Origin of the sequence: Shewanella sp. AS1, from assembly GCF_021412565.1 — a bacterium.
Lineage (GTDB): Bacteria > Pseudomonadota > Gammaproteobacteria > Enterobacterales > Shewanellaceae > Shewanella.
On sequence record NZ_JAKCLJ010000005.1, the window covers coordinates 21,654 to 43,004 of the forward strand.

At 50.6% G+C, this 21,351-nt stretch carries 16 protein-coding genes; 7 read left to right on the forward strand and 9 right to left on the reverse strand.

Going from position 1 to position 21,351, the window contains the following annotated elements; all coding sequences use genetic code 11:
* Nucleotides 1–34: 34 nt before the first annotated feature.
* The 3 genes from LZP69_RS08760 to uvrA all read right to left on the reverse strand — a co-directional run bounded on the left by LZP69_RS08760 (nt 35) and on the right by uvrA (nt 6,114).
* Complete coding sequence (locus LZP69_RS08760) at nt 35–1,840, reverse strand: DEAD/DEAH box helicase (RefSeq protein ID WP_234199937.1); 1,806 nt, start codon at nt 1,838–1,840, stop codon at nt 35–37.
* A 236-nt stretch (nt 1,841–2,076) separates the two neighbouring features.
* Entirely contained in the window at nt 2,077–3,087 is a 1,011-nt protein-coding gene (locus LZP69_RS08765; protein ID WP_234199939.1) for a M28 family peptidase, read from the reverse strand.
* A gap of 204 nt (nt 3,088–3,291) precedes the next feature.
* Complete coding sequence (gene uvrA / locus LZP69_RS08770) at nt 3,292–6,114, reverse strand: excinuclease ABC subunit UvrA (RefSeq protein WP_234199940.1); 2,823 nt, start codon at nt 6,112–6,114, stop codon at nt 3,292–3,294.
* 229 nt (nt 6,115–6,343) lie between these two features.
* On the opposite strand from uvrA, the gene LZP69_RS08775 reads away from it, so the two are divergent.
* From LZP69_RS08775 to LZP69_RS08790, 4 genes are all read left to right on the forward strand, one after another.
* The gene (locus LZP69_RS08775) at nt 6,344–7,711 is read left to right on the forward strand and encodes an MFS transporter (protein ID WP_234199942.1); all 1,368 of its coding nucleotides are present in this window, start codon (nt 6,344–6,346) and stop codon (nt 7,709–7,711) included.
* A 78-nt stretch (nt 7,712–7,789) separates the two neighbouring features.
* Nucleotides 7,790–8,434 carry a single-stranded DNA-binding protein gene (gene ssb / locus LZP69_RS08780; protein ID WP_234199943.1) on the forward strand — a complete coding sequence of 215 codons (645 nt, stop codon included), beginning with the start codon at nt 7,790–7,792 and terminating at the stop codon, nt 8,432–8,434.
* Between the two features lie 141 nt (nt 8,435–8,575).
* Nucleotides 8,576–9,568: an NAD(P)H-quinone oxidoreductase gene (locus LZP69_RS08785; RefSeq protein ID WP_234199944.1), complete on the forward strand. Its 993-nt coding sequence runs from the start codon at nt 8,576–8,578 to the stop codon at nt 9,566–9,568.
* 290 nt (nt 9,569–9,858) lie between these two features.
* Entirely contained in the window at nt 9,859–10,290 is a 432-nt protein-coding gene (locus LZP69_RS08790) for a hypothetical protein (protein ID WP_234199945.1), read from the forward strand.
* Nucleotides 10,291–10,437: 147 nt separating this feature from the next.
* Here LZP69_RS08790 and galK read toward each other — a convergent pair whose 3' ends face one another.
* The 4 genes from galK to cutA all read right to left on the reverse strand — a co-directional run bounded on the left by galK (nt 10,438) and on the right by cutA (nt 15,890).
* Entirely contained in the window at nt 10,438–11,610 is a 1,173-nt protein-coding gene (gene galK / locus LZP69_RS08795; protein ID WP_234199946.1) for a galactokinase, read from the reverse strand.
* 323 nt (nt 11,611–11,933) lie between these two features.
* Nucleotides 11,934–13,562 (reverse strand): cation:proton antiporter family protein, encoded by a 1,629-nt coding sequence (locus LZP69_RS08800; protein ID WP_234199947.1) that lies wholly within the window; start codon nt 13,560–13,562, stop codon nt 11,934–11,936.
* 175 nt (nt 13,563–13,737) lie between these two features.
* Nucleotides 13,738–15,570, reverse strand: a complete 1,833-nt coding sequence (locus tag LZP69_RS08805; RefSeq protein WP_234199948.1) for a protein-disulfide reductase DsbD — start codon at nt 15,568–15,570, stop codon at nt 13,738–13,740.
* Nucleotides 15,567–15,890, reverse strand: coding sequence for a divalent-cation tolerance protein CutA (cutA, locus tag LZP69_RS08810; RefSeq protein WP_234199950.1), 324 nt, complete (start codon nt 15,888–15,890; stop codon nt 15,567–15,569). Before cutA ends, LZP69_RS08805 begins: the two co-directional genes overlap by 4 nt.
* A 273-nt stretch (nt 15,891–16,163) precedes the next feature.
* Between cutA and LZP69_RS08815 the strand changes: the two genes are divergently transcribed.
* On the forward strand, nt 16,164–16,718 hold the full coding sequence (locus tag LZP69_RS08815; RefSeq protein WP_234199952.1) for an FxsA family protein: 555 nt from the start codon (nt 16,164–16,166) through the stop codon (nt 16,716–16,718).
* A gap of 49 nt (nt 16,719–16,767) precedes the next feature.
* Here LZP69_RS08815 and LZP69_RS08820 read toward each other — a convergent pair whose 3' ends face one another.
* Complete coding sequence (locus LZP69_RS08820; protein WP_234199954.1) at nt 16,768–18,603, reverse strand: protein kinase domain-containing protein; 1,836 nt, start codon at nt 18,601–18,603, stop codon at nt 16,768–16,770.
* Between the two features lie 207 nt (nt 18,604–18,810).
* Between LZP69_RS08820 and LZP69_RS08825 the strand changes: the two genes are divergently transcribed.
* The gene (locus LZP69_RS08825; RefSeq protein WP_234199956.1) at nt 18,811–19,155 is read left to right on the forward strand and encodes a hypothetical protein; all 345 of its coding nucleotides are present in this window, start codon (nt 18,811–18,813) and stop codon (nt 19,153–19,155) included.
* Nucleotides 19,156–19,280: 125 nt separating this feature from the next.
* Nucleotides 19,281–19,940 carry a thiopurine S-methyltransferase gene (locus tag LZP69_RS08830; RefSeq protein ID WP_234199957.1) on the forward strand — a complete coding sequence of 220 codons (660 nt, stop codon included), beginning with the start codon at nt 19,281–19,283 and terminating at the stop codon, nt 19,938–19,940.
* A 143-nt stretch (nt 19,941–20,083) separates the two neighbouring features.
* On the opposite strand, the gene LZP69_RS08835 is transcribed toward LZP69_RS08830, so the two are convergent.
* Complete coding sequence (locus tag LZP69_RS08835; protein WP_234199958.1) at nt 20,084–21,130, reverse strand: porin; 1,047 nt, start codon at nt 21,128–21,130, stop codon at nt 20,084–20,086.
* Between the last annotated feature and the right edge of the window lie 221 nt (nt 21,131–21,351).

Below are 21,351 nucleotides of genomic sequence, written 5' to 3' on the forward strand. Positions count from 1 at the left end.
TGCCCCGTTTTTTTTGTTGTCGGCTCAATGAAGATTAAGCCTTATCTCTGCCGCCTTTACGGTGTGGTTTCTTGTCGCCTAGAGGCTTACGGCGTCTAGGTGAACGCTCGCTGTCACTGCCGCCTTTAGGCATTTCTGTACCCGCTTCGCGTATGTTAAGCGGCTTGCCACAGACGCGCACTTTCTTCAGATGCTGAAGAATATCTTTTGGCATGCCATCTGGCAGATCGACAGCAGTGATCTGATCGAACAGCTGAATTTGACCTATGTAACGACTGTCGATGTTGGCTTCATTGGCGATGGCGCCAACTATGTTACCCACACCTACGCCATGGTCGCGACCCACATCGATCACATAGCGGCACATCTTCACATCCGGATGATCTTTGAGGGTATCGGCAGAGCCTAGGCTAGCCGGGGTAGGACGCGAGTCACGACGACCACCGCGATCGCTACGCTCACGTGTGCCACGATCACCACGTTCTCTGCGTTCGTCACTTCTATCGCGCTGACGCTCCTGCATTGGAGGCAGTTGTAGCGGACGCTCCTTCTGCACCAAATTAAGTAGGGCGGCGGCCAGGATATCTGTATCCACTTCCAGCTGTTGACACAACTGGGCAACGGCGCCTTCCATAAAGTCCAGCGATTCATTGTTAATGCAGCTGGCGACTTGCTCACCTAAACGTGACAGACGACGCTCGGTGACGGTTTCTGGACTAGGCACGTTCATGGGAGAGATACGGCTTTTAGTGGCACGTTCGATAGTGCGTAGCATACGCATCTCTCTGTGCGTCACAAACAGAATCGCCATACCGGTACGACCTGCGCGGCCAGTACGACCAATACGGTGAACATAAGCCTCAGTATCATAAGGGATATCATAGTTGATCACGTGACCGATACGCTCAACATCCAGACCACGGGCCGCAACGTCGGTGGCGATAAGAATATCGAGTTTACCGCTCTTAAGCTGATCGACGGCACGCTCACGGGCCTGCTGGTTCATGTCACCATGCAGGGGTGAAGAAGCATAACCTCGGGCTTCAAGCTTTTCGGCCAGTTCCACACAGCTGTTACGGGTACGTACGAAGATGATGATACCTTCGGTATTTTCTACTTCTAATACGCGAACCAGAGCCTCAAGTTTGTTGTGCTGAGAAACCTGCACGAAACGTTGCTCAATTGATTCAACTGTGGTGTGGCTGGCGGCAATGCTGATCTGAGTTGGTGATTGCAGATATTTATTGGCGACGCGTTTGATCTGTTCAGGCATAGTCGCCGAGAACAGCGCCAGCTGACGGGTCTGAGGCGTGTGTTCTAAGATCCACTCGATATCATCGATAAAGCCCATCTTCAGCATCTCATCGGCTTCATCGAGCACCATGGCTTTCAGAGTGTCCAGCTTGAGGGTGCCACGACGCATATGATCCATCACACGGCCAGGTGTACCGACTATGATCTGTGGACCGCGACGCAGGGCGTTAAGTTGCTGATGCATGCTCTGACCGCCGTAGATAGGCAGTACATGCAATCCCTTCATAAATTTAGAGTAGCTGGCAAAGGCTTCGGCAACTTGCACTGCAAGTTCACGGGTCGGGGCCAAGACTAAGATTTGCGGCACATTGACACTCGGATCCATTGCGTTAAGCAGTGGCAGGGCAAAAGCCCCGGTTTTACCTGTACCTGTTTGTGCCTGACCTAAAATGTCTTTACCGGCCATCAAAGGCTCGATACTAGCAGATTGAATTGGCGTTGGTTTTTCATAACCTAGCTCGTCAAGAGCACGCAACAAAGGCTCGGCAAGGCCGAGTTCACGGAAAGTTTTTTCACTGGATGACATGGGTTGTAACCTTGTGGTGTAACAAAAGTGCAGTGGCTGCACTCAAGATTTCATAGACAGAAAATCAACCCCGTGTCGACTTCCCGCACCGAAAACAATCAATAAGCCGATCATTATAGCAGCATCTTATTCGATTTGCTATATATAGCTATGATATTCACTAATAAATCATGATGTAGTTTAATAAATTATTATTTAACAATACGTTAATATTTTAAAAATAACAAAGTAGTCTACTATTTCTTGGACTTATCAAGAAGATAACTGTCAATAATTAGCAGTTTAAAAGCGGTTTCAGTTACAGCCGCTAGAAAATTCATATCTATCTTATCGGCCGTGTCACTCATTTGGTGATAATCCGGGTGTGGCGGCACACCAAAATAGAGCCAGGGAACACCTGCACGATAAAAAGGGTAGTGATCTGAGGCTCTTAGCCAATCGACCCTTTGAATTGACTTCCCGGCTTCGGGTGGATGATTGGCGCGGATACATAAGCCAACTGTGCTCTCTAGTGTCTGTTCTAACTGGTCAAATTGAGCAAAGCCCCGTCGTCCTTCCAGGTAGATACTGTTTCCCCTGGCTGGATGGCCTATCATGTCCAGGTTTATTACCAGCTCTATGTCGTTGATTGTGGGATGGCTGGTTTTATTGGTCAGCAGATCCACTAAGGCTTTGCTGCCAAATAGTCCAGGCTCTTCGGCGTCAGTGGCAATAAAGAGTAAATTGGTTGGCATGGACTGGGTATTGGCGTGGCTGGCGATGGCCAGCATGGCGGCGATCCCCGAGGCGTTATCGTCGGCGCCGGGATAATAGCGGCTGCCTTTCATGCCTAAATGATCATAGTGGGCGACGATAACACGCCATTTTTTCGTCGGGTTATCGGCCAGTTTCATGCCGACTAAGTTATAGCCCCTGTGTTTGGAAAACTGATATTCATATTCAAACTCCTGATCGAAATTACGCTGCCAGGGCACCAGACCAGATTGCAGCATGCGCACGATTAAATATTCCCTGGCAGCCGCCGCGCCTTTAGTGTTGGTTTTGCGACCTTCAAAAGGCGGTGAACTTAAGGTTTCAACATCTTTTTGTAGCTGGCGTTGATTGCTCCAGCTTAATTGGAATGGTTCTTGGCAGGATGGACCATCGCTACTAGCGCAGCCTCCCAGCATGAATAGGCTAATGACAGTTAATGCTAGCAGGGGAGAGTGCCTGCACAGATTGAAAGCCAAGTGCGATTTTGCGTCCATGAGAGATCACTTTTTATCCAAGATAGGTATTAAGCTAGCCCTAATGGGTTAAAAATGAAAGGCTTGGCTATCAAGAAATGCTGTATAGAAAATTGGTATAAAAATGCTGGTAAAGCAAAGTCAGTAAACAAAAAACTGTAAACAAAAAACCAGTGTATCGCTACACTGGTTTTTATCGTGATTTTTTACGATTATCGCTAATCGCTATTTCAGTAGGGGTTTGAGGAAGCGCGCCGTATGGGACGTCGGATGCTCTGCCACTTGCTCAGGCGTGCCGCTGACTAAAATAGTGCCGCCACCTGAACCGCCCTCTGGGCCGAGATCCACTATCCAGTCGGCGGTCTTGATCACATCCAGATTATGCTCAATCACCACTATGGTATTGCCGTGGGCCTTGAGGCGATGCAGGACATCGAGCAGCAGTTGAATGTCGGCAAAGTGCAGCCCTGTGGTGGGTTCATCGAGAATATACAAGGTCTTGCCTGTATCGCGTTTTGACAGTTCCTTGGCCAATTTAACCCGCTGGGCCTCCCCGCCTGAGAGAGTCGTGGCACTTTGTCCCAGGCCGATATAGGAGAGGCCGACTTCCATCAGGGTTTGTAGTTTGCGGGCGATGGCAGGCACGGCGTCGAAAAACTCCCGCGCCTCTTCCACAGTCATCTCCAGCACTTCATGGATATTCTTGCCCTTGTAGCGCACCTCTAAGGTCTCGCGGTTGTAGCGTTTGCTCTTACAACTGTCACAGGGAACATAGACATCGGGCAGGAAGTGCATCTCCACCTTAATCAAACCATCGCCCTGACAGGCCTCGCAGCGACCGCCTTTGACGTTAAAGGAGAAACGTCCCGGTTTGTAGCCACGGCTTCTGGCTTCCTGGGTGGCGGCAAACAGCTCACGAATCGGGGTGAAGATGCCAGTATAAGTGGCCGGATTGGAGCGAGGAGTACGCCCGATTGGGCTCTGGTCGATATCCACGACTTTGTCGCAATGATCCATGCCGACCACGCGCTTGTAGGGCGCGGGTTCATCGACTGTAGCACCGTTGAGTTGCCGGTGGGCAATTTTATAGAAGGTATCATTGATCAGGGTAGATTTGCCTGAGCCTGAGACTCCGGTAATACAGGTAAACAGACCCACAGGAATGGTCAGGTCGACCGATTTTAAGTTGTTACCCGTGGCGCCAAACAGCTCTATCACTTTGGTGGCGTCGAACTGGGCGCGCTCCTCGCTGATCTGGATCTGTTTCACGCCTGAGATATACTGGCCGGTGACCGAGGCTTCACAACGAATAATCTCGTCAAGTGTGCCATCGCAGATCACTTCACCACCGTGGACGCCAGCCCCCGGGCCGATATCGATAATATGATCCGCCATGCGAATGGCGTCTTCATCGTGTTCGACCACGATAACCGTATTGCCCAAGTCACGCAGGTGAATGAGGGTGTTTAACAGGCGTTCGTTATCCCTCTGATGCAGGCCGATGGAGGGTTCGTCCAGCACATACATAACCCCGACAAGGCCGGCGCCAATCTGACTGGCCAGGCGGATCCGCTGTGCTTCCCCGCCTGAGAGAGTATCGGCAGACCGTGACAGACTCAGGTAATTGAGGCCGACGTTGACCAGGAAGCCTAAGCGATCCCGCACCTCTTTTAAGATCTTTTCGGCGATCTGAGCGCGCTGTCCGGTTAGCGTCAGCTGCTCGAAATAGCCCATGGCCTCGCCGATGGACCAGTTGGTTAATTTGGGCAGGTTAAGATCTTCGATAAATACATGGCGGGCTTCTTCTCTCAGGCGCGAGCCGCCACAACTCTTACAGGGCTGAGTGCTGATATATTTGGCCAGCTCCTCACGTACCGAGTTGGACTCGGTTTCGCGATAGCGTCTATCCATGTTGTTTAAGATCCCTTCGAAGGGGTGATTACGCACCACCACATCGCCGCGATCGTTAATATATTTAAACGCAATGCTTTCCTTGCCCGAGCCGTGCAGCACTATCTGACGCACCTTGTCGCTCAGTGCTTGATAGGGTTTTTCCACATCGAATTTATAATGCTCGGCTAGGGAGGTGAGCATCTGAAAATAGTAGAAGTTACGTCTGTCCCAGCCTCGGATAGCGCCGCCAGCTAAGGAGAGTTCAGTATTAGTAATGACTCGCTCAGGGTCGAAAAACTGCTGTACGCCCAGACCATCACAGGTGGGGCAGGCGCCGGCGGGATTGTTAAAGGAGAAGATACGAGGCTCTAGCTCGGCCATGGAGTAGCCACAGTGAGGGCAGGCAAAATTTGCCGAGAAGATCAGCTCTTCACCCTCGCCATCCATGGATGCGACTGTGGCGATGCCGCCCGAAAGCTCCAGCGCTGTCTCGAAGGATTCTGCCAGACGCTGCTGAATATCATCGCGTACCTTAAAGCGATCGACTACTACTTCTATGGTGTGTTTGACGTGTAGTTCTAATGTTGGCGGATCTGACAGATCGCACACCTCGCCATCGATACGGGCACGGATAAAGCCTTGGGCCGCTAAGCTGTCGAGCAGCTTAACATGCTCACCCTTACGGTTGTTGATCACTGGCGCCAGCAGCATCAAACGGCTGCCTTCGGCTTGTTCCAGCACTTTATCTACCATCTGGCTGATGGTTTGCGCCGCCAGCGGTTGATTATGGGTTGGGCATCTTGGCTCGCCCACCCGGGCAAACAGCAGCCTGAGGTAATCGTAAATTTCGGTGATGGTGCCCACGGTCGAGCGCGGGTTATGAGAGGTGGACTTCTGCTCGATGGAGATAGCCGGGCTTAAGCCCTCGATATGATCCACATCGGGCTTCTCCATCAGGCTCAGGAATTGGCGCGCATAGGCCGACAGGGATTCTACATAGCGCCGCTGTCCCTCGGCGTATAAGGTATCAAATGCCAGCGATGACTTGCCTGAGCCAGAGAGGCCGGTAACGACAATCAGCTTGTCTCTTGGGATTGTCAGGTTGATGTTTTTGAGATTGTGGGTACGGGCGCCACGAATTTCAATCTTGTCCATCTTGCTCTCTGATTGACCGAATAAAAAAGAGGGTAATTATCACATAAAATTAAACTGGGTCATAGAAAACTAGGACTTAAAATCTTGACTCGACTGGGTGGCTTAGTTTAACCATCTCAGCCGAGCCAGGGGGCTGAGATGGATTATGTTTCATCTTTTTCTTTTTGAGCTGCTTCCTTGCATCTGCTAGTATGCGCTCCTTATTGATTACTTTAGAACAGGGCAAGAAATGGCCAAAAATGGACTGTCTAAGACTGAGCAAAGAGTCGCATTTTCGTTAGCCAGTGTATTTGGTTTGCGCATGATGGGCTTGTTTATGATCATGCCTGTGTTTGCACTTTATGGACAACACTTAGAAGGGTTTTCGCCATTGTGGGTCGGCATTGCCATTGGTGCCTATGGATTAACCCAGGCGCTATTGCAGATCCCTATGGGGATCTTATCCGATAAATATGGCCGCAAGCCGATTATCCTGGGGGGACTGCTGCTGTTTGCCATCGGCAGTCTGGTAGCTGCCATGTCGGATACCATTTATGGCGTAGTCGCCGGACGGGCGATGCAGGGGATGGGCGCCATTGCCGCCGCCGTCCTAGCTTTGGCCGCAGACTTAACCCGAGATGAGCAGCGAACTAAGGTGATGGCGATCATCGGCATGTGTATCGGATCTTCATTTGCACTCTCTTTACTTTTTGGCCCCATAGTGGCCCAGCATCTTGGTTTGTCAGGCTTGTTTGCCATGACCGCAGGTTTGGCCATTTTAGGCATGTTGATCGTACAGCTGCTGGTGCCAAATCCCATCACTCAGGCGCCTAAGGGCGATACTGTGGCGGCGCCCGCTAAGCTCAAAGCCATGCTGACCGATCCCCAGCTGTTTCGTCTCGATGCCGGTATTTTTATTCTGCATCTGGTACTGACGGCTGTGTTTGTCGCCCTGCCACTGGATCTCGTCGATGCCGGACTGGCAAAAGAGAAGCATTGGATGCTCTATTTCCCTGCCTTTGTGGGGGCGTTTTTGCTTATGGTGCCGCTGATCATTATCGGGGTGAAGAAGAAAAACACTAAGGCGACCTTCCAGGTGTCACTATTGATCATGATGGCGGCGCTCGCGGTGATGGCGCTGTTTGCTCACAACTTGGTGATGCTGAGTCTTGCCATCCTCTTGTTCTTTACTGGCTTTAACTATCTTGAAGCCTCTTTGCCGAGTCTTATCGCCAAGTTCTGCCCCGTGGGAGACAAAGGTTCAGCTATGGGGGTCTACTCCACCAGTCAGTTCCTCGGCGCCTTCTGTGGTGGTTTGTTGGGCGGCGGAGCCTATCAGCTGATGGGCGCAGAAGGGGTGTTTGCCGTAGGCCTTGGCCTGATGGCACTCTGGCTCTTGTTGACCTTAGGCATGAAAAATCCTGTATTGCTCAAGAGCTACACCTTAGAAGCCAAGGTGCAGGGAAAAGAACAGGCCCGCGCCATGGCAACCAAGCTGTCTCAACTGACCGGCGTCGCAGAGGCTATGGTGGTACTTGAGGAGCAGGTCGCTTATTTGAAAGTTGATGAGCATTTCGATTTGAGAGAAGCGCGGGCTGTGTTAGGCTCTGTCAATTAGCTTTTTAATGCTTGAGTTTTGTTCAGTATTTAAGCAGTATCGATTTTTAGCATATTAAGAATATCGCAGGAGATTTCAATGGCCAGTCGTGGTGTCAATAAAGTAATTTTGGTGGGCAATCTGGGACAGGATCCAGAAGTGCGTTACATGCCAAGTGGCAGTGCCGTAGCGAATATTACTGTGGCCACAAGCGAATCGTGGAAGGATCAACAAGGCCAACAGCAAGAGCGCACCGAGTGGCACCGAGTGGTGATTTTCGGCAAGCTGGCTGAAATCGCGGGAGAGTATCTGCGCAAAGGCTCTCAGGTTTATCTGGAAGGTAAGCTGCAAACCCGTAAATGGCAGGATCAGAGCGGCCAAGATAAATACACTACAGAGGTGGTTGTCGATATCAACGGTTCTATGCAGATGCTAGGTGGCCGTAACCAGAATCAAGCGGGTCAAGCTCAAGGCGGTTATGCACCGCAGCAGCAGAACCAGTATGCACAGCAACAGGCTCCAGCCCAAAAGGCGACACCGCAGCAAGGTTACGCACAGCAGCAACCTCAGCAACAACAAGCCCAGCAGCAATCTCAACAGCAGGGCTATGCTCCTCAGCAGCAGGCGCCAGCCTACGCGCCTAAGCAGCAAGCACAGCAGCGCCCAGCGCCGCAGGCTCAGCAGCCACAACAGAACTTCACCCCAGATCTGGATGATGGTTGGGACGACGATATCCCCTTCTAGCAGACGGTTTATTTAAAACTGTAAAGTTAAAGCTCAATTCGTGTATGAACCCAGTGTAAAAGCTGGGTTTTTTATTGACGATTTTAGCCATTAGTCGATACATTCCATAGGGTTAAAATCATTAACGAGCAGGAGTGCAGTATGCAGTGCAAGCAGATTCAGTTTGTGGCGCCGGGAGGCCCTGAAGTTCTGTCTCTGGTCAATGGCGAGGTGGCGGCACCTGAGGCAGGACAGGTGTTGATTAAGGTAAGCTATGCCGGTGTTAACGGCCCTGATATCGCCCAGCGTAAGGGGCTTTATCCCGCGCCGCCGGGGGCGAGTGATATTTTAGGGCTGGAAGTCTCAGGCACTGTCGTCGCCGTGGGGGAGTCGGTCACTCAGTGGCAGGTAGGCGATCTGGTGTGCGCCTTAGTGCCTGGCGGAGGCTACAGCGAGTACGTGGTGACTTGGGCTGACCACTGTTTACCTATCCCGAGCGGTGTGACCTTGGCTCAGGCGGCGGGATTGCCCGAGACCTTTTTCACCATTTGGGGACACCTGTTTATGCGCGGCGTTCTTAAGGAGGGTGAAACCCTCTTGGTTCACGGTGGCTCTGGCGGCATAGGGTCGGCGGCCATCGCCTTGGCTAAACAGTTTGGCGCTCGGGTGATCGCTACCTGCGGCAGTCAGGAAAAGTGCGATTACTGCCTGGGACTCGGCGCCGATTTTGCGTTTAACTATCGTGAGGATTGGCTGACTCAGGTGCTTGAGGTGGCACCGCAAGGGGTCGATGTCGTGCTGGATATGGCCTCGGGTGACATGATCAACTTAAATCTTCAAGCACTGGCCATGGAGGGACGGCTAGTAACTATCGCGCTGCAGCGAGGGGCGACGGCTAATGTGGATGTGTTTCGCCTGATGTCAAAGCGACTCACTTGGACCGGGGCGACTCTGAGGCCGCAATCGGTTGAGGCTAAGGCGGCGATTGCCCAAGCATTAGTGGAGACTGTATGGCCACTGTTTGCCAAGAGCGAAAACTCGGCCTTGATCCCTCAGGTTTTTGCACAATTTCCGCTGGATCAGGTCACTAAGGCTCACCAGCTGATGGAGTCGGGGCAGCATAGGGGCAAAATCCTGTTGGCGGTTGCGCCATAGTCGGTTCAGAGGGCTGAGGAGTCGGTCTCCTAAGAGGTGAAATTAGCTTGCAGAAAAAACTTGAATAACTTGTTTGTTCGGCTAAATTCGTTACTAGTATCTGCAGAGTGCACAATTTGATAGCAGTTGGTAAAAATAGATCGATTTGGCTATTGATTTCTGTCGGTATTTAATAAAAATGTGGGCATAATCGCTGCAGTCTGTTTTTGTGCGATAACACTGACAGAGCAAACGCTTGTCTGCTTGATCATTTTATATTGGTATGTGTTGATTTAAGGGTATTAGCATATATGTATGACACTTCTAAAGAACCTGTCTGGTATGGTGAATTACGCACAGCTCGCGGTAACACCATCCTTATTCACGATAAGGAGTTCCCAGAAGCTTCTGCTGGGCGCATTTATCTCTACAATACGGTAAGAAATGCCGTGATCGAATATGCAGAAGATATCGTTAAGGTAAATCTGCATGATCTAACGGGTGAGGAGTTGAGCGCAGCAAAAACGGAATATGATGCTAACTGGCAAGCGGCACGTGCGGCCTTTATGCAGCAGCATTCGGGTTGGGTTGAGGCGATACATGCTAAGCCTGCTCCGGCACCCAGGAAGGCAAAGGTTGACGCTGACGATTCAAACAGCGATGACGATGATGACGATGCCGAATTGGAAGTGGATAGTTTAGACGATGATTTTGACGATTGGTCCGATGACGATGAGTCTTAATCTCGTTACCTTGTAAAAGTGTCTACTGGGGTTGAGGCGCAAGTTTATTGGCCTCAACCTGGTATGATCCCCTCAGGCTTTCCCTGCTTAAACTCTTCGCTACTTATTTCTCCCTCTGCCTACAGCCTTTATTTTGCTTTTTAACGATCAGAGATCGTAAATTTCATCATCCATTCGACTGGCTCCGTCGCTAGCTGAGCAGAGATAAACCGTGGCTTCGATACCGGTTTTCGCCTGATATTGCTGCTCGACGGCATCGACAACGGCATCGGTAAGGTCGTGATCCACTAAGGCCACCACGCAGCCCCCAAAACCTCGACCCGTCATGCGTACGCCACCCTTATCGCCGACCACCTGGTGGATGATCTCAACCAAGGTATCTATCTCCGGGGTAGAGATGTCAAAATCATCGCGCATGGAAGCGTGGGATTGGGCCATCAATTCGCTGAGTTTACTGATATTGCCATCTTGCAGCGCATGGGCGGCATGCTGAGTACGGCGGTTTTCTGTCAATACATGGCGTGCGCGGCGGTAATTGACTTCTGGAAGCTGATCTTGAGCGGCTTCTAAGGCTGGCAGTTCGAGGTGGCGCAGGGTTTCGATACCGAAATGATCGGCGACAAATTCACACTCCTGACGCCGTTTTTGATACTCGGCCTCTACCTGGCCCCGAGCCACATTGGAGTTAACTATGATCAGACTCAGGCTCTCAGGAATAGAGACTGGCTCGCTGTCGAGATCTTCGCAGTCGATCAGCAGGGCATGATCCTGCATTCCGAGCGCACTGATCATCTGATCCATAATCCCGCCACAGTAGCCGACAAACTGATTCTCCCCCCGCTGGGCGATTTGTGCCACCGCCAGTGGTGAGAGGCGCAGTTGATTACTGTCGTTAATCGCGGTACCAAAGGCGATCTCTAGGGCGGCGCTCGATGAGAGGCCTGCACCTACAGGCACATCGCCGACCACGGCCAGATCCATCCCCTTGGTTTTGAGCCCAGATGCCGCCATCGCGGCAGTAAAGCCTTTGAGATAATTGACCCAAGCTTGGTCGGGATTCATCTGCCCCTCCTGACCGAAATGCCAGGTGTAGAGCTTGCCGGGAAAGGCGCTGGACACGGCTCTGAATAGATCGTCATCTCGGTTTCTCACCGCGATAATCGTATGGAAGTTGATCGCGGCAGGCAGGACAAAGCCGTCGTTATAATCTGTGTGTTCGCCGATTAAATTGACTCGGCCTGGGGCAAGATAGAGGTCATCGGCATTAGTGCCAAAGGTTTGCACAAATAGTTTGTTCACGCGCTGTGCGGGATTTGCCATGCTTTACATTTCTCATGAAAGGTCATCTTCTCTGCTCAATGATAAGGCAGTTTTTCTCGGCGCCCTAACAGTTAACTTGCGCCGAAACTCGTTCCATTACAATTTTATAGCACGACTTTGTGTCGGGGTGACAGCGTTTTTTATCAAAGGGAACAGAGATAAGGAATAAAGATTAAGAGCGGCTTTGGCTAGGGTGTCGGGCATAGAGGGCGGAGAGAGGGGAAGGGTAAGGCGGGCAATTAACCGCTGGCTCTTTAGCGGGATCATTTTCAAAAGCTGATCCCGCTAGATAGCTTATCGGCGCCTTGCTAAAACAGAGCCGTTTAGGCAGTTTTTTCTGTCTCATCGACAGCGAGATCGGCTAGGTGCTGCTCGCCTGAGGTTAACTCATGCAGTACATGGTCGACAAAACCGGCCCCGGCGGCTTCATAGAGGTTAAACACGCTATGCACTCCAGACTCCTTGAGTGAGGCGGCATCCTCGCTGTATTGAACTATGGCACTGAGCTTGCCTTGGTAATTGAGGCGCTGCAGCTGCTTGACCGCAAACAGATTCCCTATGTGGTTTGGCATTGCCAGCAGTACTAGCTCCAGATTGGGCGCGCGGTCGAGCTTTTCCCAGAAGTCGGTATCGGCGGCATCCCCCTGAACCACGTTACGCCCGGCCTGCCTATGGAAGTCGACTAACTCCTGTTTATGTTCGACGCCTAAGATCTCACCCTCAAACTTATTGGCTAACTCGTCATAGGCACCGCTACCGACACGCCCCATGCCTAAGATTAGAAAACGGGGATTGCCGACACGGATCTGCCTGTCTTCAGGATGCAGCGGATGACGTTCTAGTCGTTTCAACCTGTGCTGATACTTCTGATAGATACGGCTGGCGGCGTTGTTCAATGGTGCGGCCAGCAGGAAGCTGAGGCTTAAGGCGACGGCGATAATGATCATCCACTGTGCAGGCAGCCAACCCTTGCTGGTGGCGACGGCGGCGACAATCAGACCAAATTCGCTGTAGTTACCCAGGTTAAATGAGGTTAGTAAGGAGGTGCGAGATCTGAGCTTAAAGTGAGTGAGCAGATAGAGAAACAGTATGATCTTAATCGGCACCACTAACACCAGTAGGGCAGCGAGGCCGATATCGGCAAAGCTGGGTAGCCCGTTCAACCCCACAGTTAAGAAGAAGGCGACCAGGAAAAGCTCTTTAAAATAGAAGAGTGACTTAGCCAGCTCGGAGGATTTTGCGTGTCCCGCCAGTAAAATGCCTATCACGAGTGCGCCGAGATCCGGCTTTAGCCCAACTAGCTCAAACAGACCGGCTCCCAGCACCAGTGCCATCACTAAACCAAAGAGTACCAGTAACTCACCATGACCGACGCGATCGAATGCCTTATAGATAAGGGGCTTGGCCAGTGGCAGCAAGATCAATCCCAGTGCCCATATCGAAGGAATATCGCCCTTGGAGATGGTTAAAAACAGCACGGCGAAGATATCCTGCATGATGAGGATACCAATGGCAACGCGGCCATAGAGGGATTGCATATCGCCCTTATCTTCGAGCACTTTTACCGCAAAAATGGTGCTGGAAAAACTTAAAGCAAAGGCCAGCAGGGCGAGTTGATTAAGCTCAAGACCGCTGAGTTGCTCCAGCCCCAATAAGCCGAGAAGTTTAAGCAGAGGCACCAGAAAGACTATCGATGCTAACAGATGCAGACTCGAACCCGCCCATACCTCGGCCTTAAACAGGCTGCGAATATCCAGCTTGAGCCCGATGGCAAACAGCAGCAGTATGACACCCAGGTTAGCCAGTTGCTCGAGTAGCGGCAGGCTGGACTCATCGATCCCGAAAAGATAGAGCACAAATCCCGCCACCAGATAACCGATAAGCGGTGGCAGGCCGATACGTTTGACCAGCAGGCCGCAGGCTAAGGTAATGATAAGAATGGCGGGTTCCATGTGACTCCTTGGATGTTGCTGATATCCGTTTGTGCCAGCTTATTGTATAAGGTCTGCCTGAATTTGAAATAAAAAAGTGATGGAATCCGCTTTATATTGTTTAACTAACAGCTTGTCGCGGTTAATAAAAAAGCCTCATTAAGAGGCTTTTTAGGGTGAATGCTACCGGACTTGCTTACTCTGCCAGCAGGCGGTCCAAGTGGGCGGCAAAGGCATCAGGCTTCATAAAGCCGGTGACGCGCAGCTCATCTCGCAGGGTGCCAGTGCCATCAAACATCAAGAGTGTGGGTAGCCCCAGCACATTGTAATGCTCTAACAGCTCGATATCGATGGCATCATTTTCGGTGACATCGGCCTGCAGAAATACCATCTGCCCCAAGCGCTGCTGCACCTCTGGGTCGCTGAAGGTGAATTTCTCAAACTCTTTACAGGCTACGCACCAGTCGGCATAGAGATCCAGCATCAGAGGTTTCCCCTGAGCCTTGGCCAGCGTGATTTCGCTTTCGAGATCGGCCAATGACTTGATTTTCTTATGGGTCACAGCCTGAGTGCTATTGAAACTGTGTGCCTGGAAACCCAGGCTGCTCATGACCGCCTGGAAGCCATAGGAGAAGCTGCCCAGTAAGATGAGTAGTAAGAGAACCGAGCGTACCGATTGCTTCCAGTTAAACTCGGTGAGCTTGTTCTGGTGCATCAGGTAACCGGCCAGCGCGACGCCCCAAAGTGCCCAGAGCAGATCCGACACTAGGCCGGTCCAGATACGTCCCAGCATCACGATAGAAACCAAGATCAGCAGGAAGCCGAAGACAGTCTTGATAACATCCATCCAGGCACCGGCTTTGGGAAGCAGTTTTCCGCCGGAGGAGCCGATAAGCAGCAGTGGTAAGCCCATGCCCATACTCAATACATAGAGGGCGAGGAAACCTTGCAGTAGATCGCCGGTAGAGGCGACATAGACTAAGATGCCTGACAGCGGCGCTGTGGTGCAGGGAGAGGCCACAAGACCTGAGATCACCCCCATCATAAACACGCCAAAGATATTCCCGCCCTTCTGGTTATTGGAGAGTTTGTTCATCTTCTCCTGCCAGCTCGATGGCAATCTCAGTTCATACAGGCCGAACATGGAGAGACTGAGCACCAAGAAGAGAATCGCCAGGGTGATGAGCACGGCTGGGTGTTGCAGTGCCGCCTGATACTTCATGCCTGCCGAGGCGACAATCAGCCCTAAGATGGAGTAAGTGATCGCCATCCCTTGGACATAGACCATAGAGAGGCTAAAGGCTTTGGCGGTAGACAGCTGTTTGCCCTGTCCAACGATAATGCCGGAGAGGATGGGGTACATGGGGAAGACACAAGGGGTCAGAGCCAGACCTATGCCGATGCCGAAGAAGATGATTAAGGTCCAGATCAGGCTATCGTCAGAGAGCTTCTGCGTCAGAAGATCTTGCTCAGTGATTGGCGCCTGAACCTGTGTCTCGGCTTGTGTTTGTGTCTGAGCTTTGGCCGGCACGGTAGCTTGACTGTCTGCCGTTGCCGGCAGCACACCGCTGTTTTGCGCGACGGCAGTTAATGTGGCGTGACGCTTGGTGGGCGGATAACAGAGTTTGCCCTCGGCGCAGCCCATAAAGGTGACCGTGAGGGTGCTGTTATCCAGCGCCTGTTTGATGGCGACCGGCACCTCAACAAAGGTGTAGAACACCTGCTGCTCACCGAAATACTCATCTGTGTGAGGCTTACCCGAGGGCAGTTGTATCTCGCCTAAGCTTGCGCCATCGGCCTCAAACTTGAGCTTATCGCGATACATATAGTAGCCATCGGCGATCACCCAGCTGAGTTTGATCTGTTGACCTTGCTGCTTAAAGTCGAATACAAATGCCTCATCGACCGGCATCAGTTTAGGTTCGTCTTTCAGGAAGCTGAATTTATTGCTGCTAAAAATGCCTTCGCTGTGCACTGTTGGGGCAAGCAGCAGAAGTGATGAGAGCAAAAGGAACAGTATTTTTTTCATATTTGTGTGGTTTCTTTAATCCAATCTAAATAAGCAGATGAGCCGGCTTTAATTTTTACGGCAATAAGCTCTGGCACCTCATAGGGATGCAGCGCCAGTATGGCCTGTTCGATTTTATCGAAACATGCACTGTGACACTTAATCTGCAGTGCATATTCCTGCTCTTCACAGACCTCATCCTGCCAACGATAAACCGAGGTAACAGGTGATGATATCTGTATACAAGCGGCGAGCCGTGCCTCGACTAAGCTTTTGGCAATGGCCTTGGCCGAATCGATATCGGGGCAGCTGGTCATCACGAGTAAGCAGTTGTCCTTCATGGGTGTATCTTCTCTTGGTTGAGCCTGTCTTTATTGAGCCTGTTTTTATTGAGCGTGAGCCGTTAAAGCTGGCTTAAGTCGCAGCGGTTACACTCTATCAAATGCTTGCTACTTTACGTGTTTTAGTCTCAGTTTGCATTAAGCAGTTACTAAAATAGTGAGCTTATCCAAGTTAACAACAGGCGGCTTTTTGGCCACTGGCTTGAAAGTAGACCCGTTAGTCCCCATTTAGTTTTCAATTAATTAAGAAAAGTTTTCTTCTGTGAGGTCAGCGTGTTTTTTATTCTGTTAATGATTTTTGTCCTGGTGCCCGTTATCGAGCTCAATGTGCTGATCCGTGTCGGAGAGAACATAGGTAGCTGGAACACTGTGGGACTGGTGATCCTCACCGCGGTTGTGGGTGTTTCTCTGGTGCGCAGTCAGGGGATTTCGACCCTGTTGCAGGTGCAGCAAAAACTGGCAAGAGGGGAGGCGCCCGGTCAGGAGATAGTCGAGGGCATGATGCTGGCCATGGCTGGACTCTTGCTGTTAATCCCAGGCTTTGTGACCGATTTTATCGGTCTGCTGCTGTTGACGCCGCTGACCCGCAAGCCTGTGGTTAAGCTGCTGTATAAGAAGATGCAGGTTCGTGTCAGCCGTCAGGGTGGCTTTCAGGCAGGTTTTGGCCCGGGCTTTCACCAGCAGCATCAGCAATCACCCTTCGAGAAGGACTCCTCTAAAGGCCATACTATCGATGGCGACTATGAACACAAGGATGACAAGGACAATAAAGAGACTGACTCACGCCGTCTTGATGACTCGAGCCATTTTGACGATAAGAATAAATAGTCAGGCAAACTTAGAATGGCCGTCGCTCGTAGCCCGCAGCTCGTCGCTATCAGTCATTTTCACCTAAACCTATCGCCTTGGGGTTTTTCGGATAGAAGCTATCTGGCTTGCTGTCGATATGGCTAAATAGGCGGGTATTCTTGTAGGGCAGTTTCATAAAACCCGATACCCCCTTGCCGTGAATCTTGTCCACATGACTGATGATACGATCTAGGCTTGCGCGAAATGCCGCCTGTTTGCGCGGATTAAGCAGGCGCAGATAGCTGTGTATCTTCATGTGATTAGGCAGCGCCTCAAAGATGATGCAACCTGTGTGGTGGATCTGGTTGATTCGATTGAGTTCGGTCATGATCTCAACGGGCAGCTCCAGGTTTTCATCGGGATCCGGCCCATCCTCAAAATAGGAATGCAGGCGGGATTTGTCCTCCAAGGAGGGCACATCGCCAACTTCGAAAGGCAGTTGCAGATCTGGGCTGGGAATAAAGGGCTGATTGATATCTTCTCGCTCGAGATGCAGCGTATCGCGGGCGTTAAAGAAGCAGGCCTTAAACACCCCTATTCGGCGAATGCCCCTGGCCAGAGTCACCATATTATTGACCGCCAGAGTCAGAGCCGCTTTCTCTTCACTGTTATAGGTCGCCAGATTCGAGTCGATATAGACGCCGGATTCCTGCCAGTGGATCGCCAGACCACCGACAAGTGAGTATTGACCAACCCGGCCGACCGCGGCGATAAAGCCTTTCTCCGTATCTCCCATGCCGGCCATAAAGTTGCGGTAGTATTTCTCCAGTTGCAGATCGTCCATTTTTTCTATGGGATCATCGGCATTATGCTCTTTTAAGAAAGATTTACGGGAACTATAGGTTACCGTTTCTACCTCTTGATGCCGGGCCTGCTGCCAGACAGGAATATCCGCCTGCAGCGGCGGCGAAGCCAGTTCAGGCAGATGCATTTTATGCTTATGGCGCATGCTCTTGAGGAAATAATCTCCTGCCTCATTGCGTGTGGCAGCATCGTCACTGAGCATACCATCTAAGGTGCGCGCTAGTTCGACGGGCAGGCCTATGCTGGTAGCGGGGATCACCTTGCTGCCAAAGCGGCTCGATTGCCCCGAGGCTAGGGCATAGAGGGTGGCCGCCGCCCCTTGCTCATCAAACCTTGGACTAGAAAGGGCGCCGTTTAGCTGCTCTTCCCCAATAAAATAGACATCGCCCATGCGGGCATTGGTGTGCTGCTGATCGCCAGAAAGCAGATCCATCACATTGTCATTGACCGGATTTCCCTTGGCGTCTCGCTGGGCGAACACAGCCGAGCCCCAGTCGATGAGCGACAATCTGTGGGTCTGCATGTCATAGACCAGATTTGAGGGTTTGATATCGCCGTGGACTAAGGGGCGCCCAGAGTGCAGGTATTGCAGTATATCGGCGAGCTGGCGGGCGATACTCATTATGATGGCGACCGGCAGCTTGCCGAGCCGTAAACAGAGTTTGTCGAGATCTTCCCCCGGCGCTCTCGCCATCACAAGTATTCCCTGTTTGCCGATCCGCTCAAATTTGATCACAGGGGGCACATTGGGGTGCTTGACCTGTGACAGCATAAAGGCCTCCTCTTCGAGGCGATCCTGAATATGCTGGGGCAGTGTCAGGCGGGAGAATTTAAATACATGGGCATGGTGGTGCTTATTAATACCGGAGAACACAAAACCATAGGCGCCTTTGCCCACCAGTTCGATATCATGGTAGCCAAGTTTACTCAGCTGTTTCTTACACAGGCGGATCCAGGCCTTATGCTTGCGGGCATCATCGGCTTTCAGCAGATAGATGGACTGCTCTTCTGAGATATAAAAGTGCTGCAGCTCAGGAGTGGGTGCGCTTAAGTCTGGCATGGGCGGGATCGTTTGTTAGGAATAAGGTTTTTATAGCAAGAAGAGGCTGGACTGCACAATAGCTGGATTTGTCTCATCTCATACGCCTAACGTATCTTTTCGGCGACGATATTGACCTATATCAAATCTTAGTAAGATGCATAAGAGTAATCTGAAGTGAATAGTTTCCACTTAACAGTTGCAGTATCCGATAAGAAGGAGAGAGTGATGGAAGAGGCAGAAAAAGCCCTGTTGATATCATTGCTTGAATATCCCAGGAAACGTATTGTGGAGTCGATGGATCTTAAATTTTGTCCCCATGCAGGCTTCTATAATACTACCGATATGCAGTGTATCCATTGCCACCAGGGCATGGAGTGTGTCTGGATGAATCGCAATGATGAGCTGGTTGCCGTTGAGCGAAAATCGGTAAAAGAGCTGAAACAGCAGTTATTGATTGCCGTCGATTTTATCGACTCGACTCTGACGCCCCATCATCTGTCGCGACGTAACTGCGAATGTGATAACTGTGTCTGGCTTCGAAAAGTGCAGCAAGTGATCGACCTGCCTTAAATTTTCTTTTCAATACGCGCTAATAAGATGAATTAGCGCGTATTTTATCTCTTCTTTGCATCTTTCCTGACTTGCCATTAAAGTAGCCTGCATTATTTTGTGATCTGGCTTCTTAAGGTGTAACTATGCAACCGAGTTTTTGGCATGAGAAATGGGCTTCTCAGCAGATAGGCTTTCACTTAGGTGAAATCAATCCTCTGCTGCTGAAATATTGGGACAGTCTATCCCTCCCCTCGGGAGCCCAGGTGTTTGTGCCTCTTTGTGGCAAGAGTCTGGATCTCTGCTTCTTGGCCGAGCAGGGGCTGGATGTGATCGGCTGTGAATTGAATCAAAGCGCGGTGGAGCAGTTTTTTAGTGAAAACCAGCTCGACCTTGAGGTGAGGCAATCGGGTGAGCATCAGTGTTATTCCACAGAGCAAATCACCCTCTATCAGGGGGATCTGTTTTGTCTGCCATCTGAGCTTATTAGCAGGGTGAGCGGCTTCTATGACAGGGCCGCCTTGATTGCCTGGCCAGAAGCGATGCGCCGTCAATATGTACAGCAGTTGGCTAAGTTGTTGCCCGCTGGCAGTAAGGGTTTATTGATCACCTTAGATTATCCCCAGGAAACCTTAAATGGCCCGCCGTTTGCCGTCTCCCATGATTGGGTAACGGCAAATATGAGCGAGTACTTTGAGGTGATACCTTTAAGCACTGAAGATGTGCTGAGTGAGAACCCCAGATTTGTCAAAAAACAGGTGCCCTGGTTAACTGAGTCTGTGTATCGTTTAACGCGCAAAGGCTAGGAGCTAGGGGCTAGGAGCTAGGAGCTAGGAGCTAGGAGCTAGGAGCTAGGGGCTGCGAAAATAGAGGTTAGATTCTAGATTCGAGAAAGCAAAAAGGCGACCCTGAGGTCGCCTTTTGTGTTTAAGCCAGTGGCTTAAAGCCATTAGAAGTCGTAACGAACACCAACAGAGAATACGTTATCATCTTCTAGGTCAGTTTTTAGACCAGCTACAGAGTGTTCACCTTCGTACATAGCGTAGTGAGCGAATACCATAGTTGACTTAGCGATACGGTAGTCAGCACCTACAGTCAGGTTAGTTACACTGATATCATCTTGAATAACTTTTGTGCCATTTGCATCAGTAACAGGGTTTACACCACCGTAGTATCTACCGAAGCCAGCTTCGTCGATACCGAATTGTACTTTCAGGTTAACGCCGTTCAGGTTGTAAGCTGCGTTCACAAAGTAAGTGTTGTTTGCATCAGAACCTGCTGCAACGCTTTCAGAGCTTTGGAATAGACCGCCAACTTTGAAATCACCAAACTTAACTTGAGCTACAGCACGGTATGCATCGATACCAGAGATGCCTTTGTTATATGCACCGGCAACATAGAAGTTTTGTGCCTTGAAGCCTTTATCACCAACTGTGACGCTTAGTGCATATTGGTCATCAGCATCAGCAACACCTGCTTGGTTGTTGTCTGTCATCAGGTAAGTAGCATTAACAGTGATCAGATCGGCAATCTTTGGTGAGTAGTACCAGATACCGTCTGCAGAACGAGTTTGTGCACCCACTAAACGATCGATATCGGCGTTAGTGTTACCGAACATGTCGATAGCACCTTCAGATTGCTTGAATACTGTGTCGTTACGACCCACAAGTACAGTACCTGCAGCAGTCTTAACACCTAGGTAAGTGTTACGTTGTGTGAAAATGGTAGAGCTAGAAGAAGTGTTCTCTACGCCGAACTCCATTTGGTAAACCATGTCAAAACCATCGGCGATGGTTTCAGTGCCTTTAACACCAACTAGAGAGAAGTTGTTTTCAATGACAGTGCCTTCTTTGCGTTCTTGTGTAGTAACGCCAGTGTCTGAGTTAGTTAAAGCGAGTTCTAAACGACCGTAGAAGTTAGGACCATCGGCTAGCGCGCCGAATGAAGCTAGAGTTAAAACTGATGCAATTGATGCCGAGATTACAGATTTTTTCATGTTTGTGCTCCCAAGAACTGAGTTCTTTCCATTTTTTTATGGTTATTAACATAGTTTTAGCATTTTGTTCCAAGAATCCGTCCCTGCAACAAAAGATGGCCTGAGTTTACAGCTTTATGTCAGCAAGATTGTGGCATGGATCAAATTTCTGTCCTTTCATATTCGCTTTACGTCGAATTTGTGAAAATTTGACCACTTTTAAACAAAATTGAAATGAATTT

Bases quoted from the DNA above. Each gene is read 5' to 3' on its own strand.
- LZP69_RS08760 (WP_234199937.1), bottom strand. From the start codon at position 1,840: ATGTCATCCAGTGAAAAAACTTTCCGTGAACTCGGCCTTGCCGAGCCT.
- LZP69_RS08765 (WP_234199939.1), bottom strand. From the start codon at position 3,087: ATGGACGCAAAATCGCACTTGGCTTTCAATCTGTGCAGGCACTCTCCC.
- uvrA (WP_234199940.1), bottom strand. From the start codon at position 6,114: ATGGACAAGATTGAAATTCGTGGCGCCCGTACCCACAATCTCAAAAAC.
- LZP69_RS08775 (WP_234199942.1), top strand. From the start codon at position 6,344: ATGGCCAAAAATGGACTGTCTAAGACTGAGCAAAGAGTCGCATTTTCG.
- ssb (WP_234199943.1), top strand. From the start codon at position 7,790: ATGGCCAGTCGTGGTGTCAATAAAGTAATTTTGGTGGGCAATCTGGGA.
- LZP69_RS08785 (WP_234199944.1), top strand. From the start codon at position 8,576: ATGCAGTGCAAGCAGATTCAGTTTGTGGCGCCGGGAGGCCCTGAAGTT.
- LZP69_RS08790 (WP_234199945.1), top strand. From the start codon at position 9,859: ATGTATGACACTTCTAAAGAACCTGTCTGGTATGGTGAATTACGCACA.
- galK (WP_234199946.1), bottom strand. From the start codon at position 11,610: ATGGCAAATCCCGCACAGCGCGTGAACAAACTATTTGTGCAAACCTTT.
- LZP69_RS08800 (WP_234199947.1), bottom strand. From the start codon at position 13,562: ATGGAACCCGCCATTCTTATCATTACCTTAGCCTGCGGCCTGCTGGTC.
- LZP69_RS08805 (WP_234199948.1), bottom strand. From the start codon at position 15,570: ATGAAAAAAATACTGTTCCTTTTGCTCTCATCACTTCTGCTGCTTGCC.
- cutA (WP_234199950.1), bottom strand. From the start codon at position 15,890: ATGAAGGACAACTGCTTACTCGTGATGACCAGCTGCCCCGATATCGAT.
- LZP69_RS08820 (WP_234199954.1), bottom strand. From the start codon at position 18,603: ATGCCAGACTTAAGCGCACCCACTCCTGAGCTGCAGCACTTTTATATC.
- LZP69_RS08825 (WP_234199956.1), top strand. From the start codon at position 18,811: ATGGAAGAGGCAGAAAAAGCCCTGTTGATATCATTGCTTGAATATCCC.
- LZP69_RS08830 (WP_234199957.1), top strand. From the start codon at position 19,281: ATGCAACCGAGTTTTTGGCATGAGAAATGGGCTTCTCAGCAGATAGGC.
- LZP69_RS08835 (WP_234199958.1), bottom strand. From the start codon at position 21,130: ATGAAAAAATCTGTAATCTCGGCATCAATTGCATCAGTTTTAACTCTA.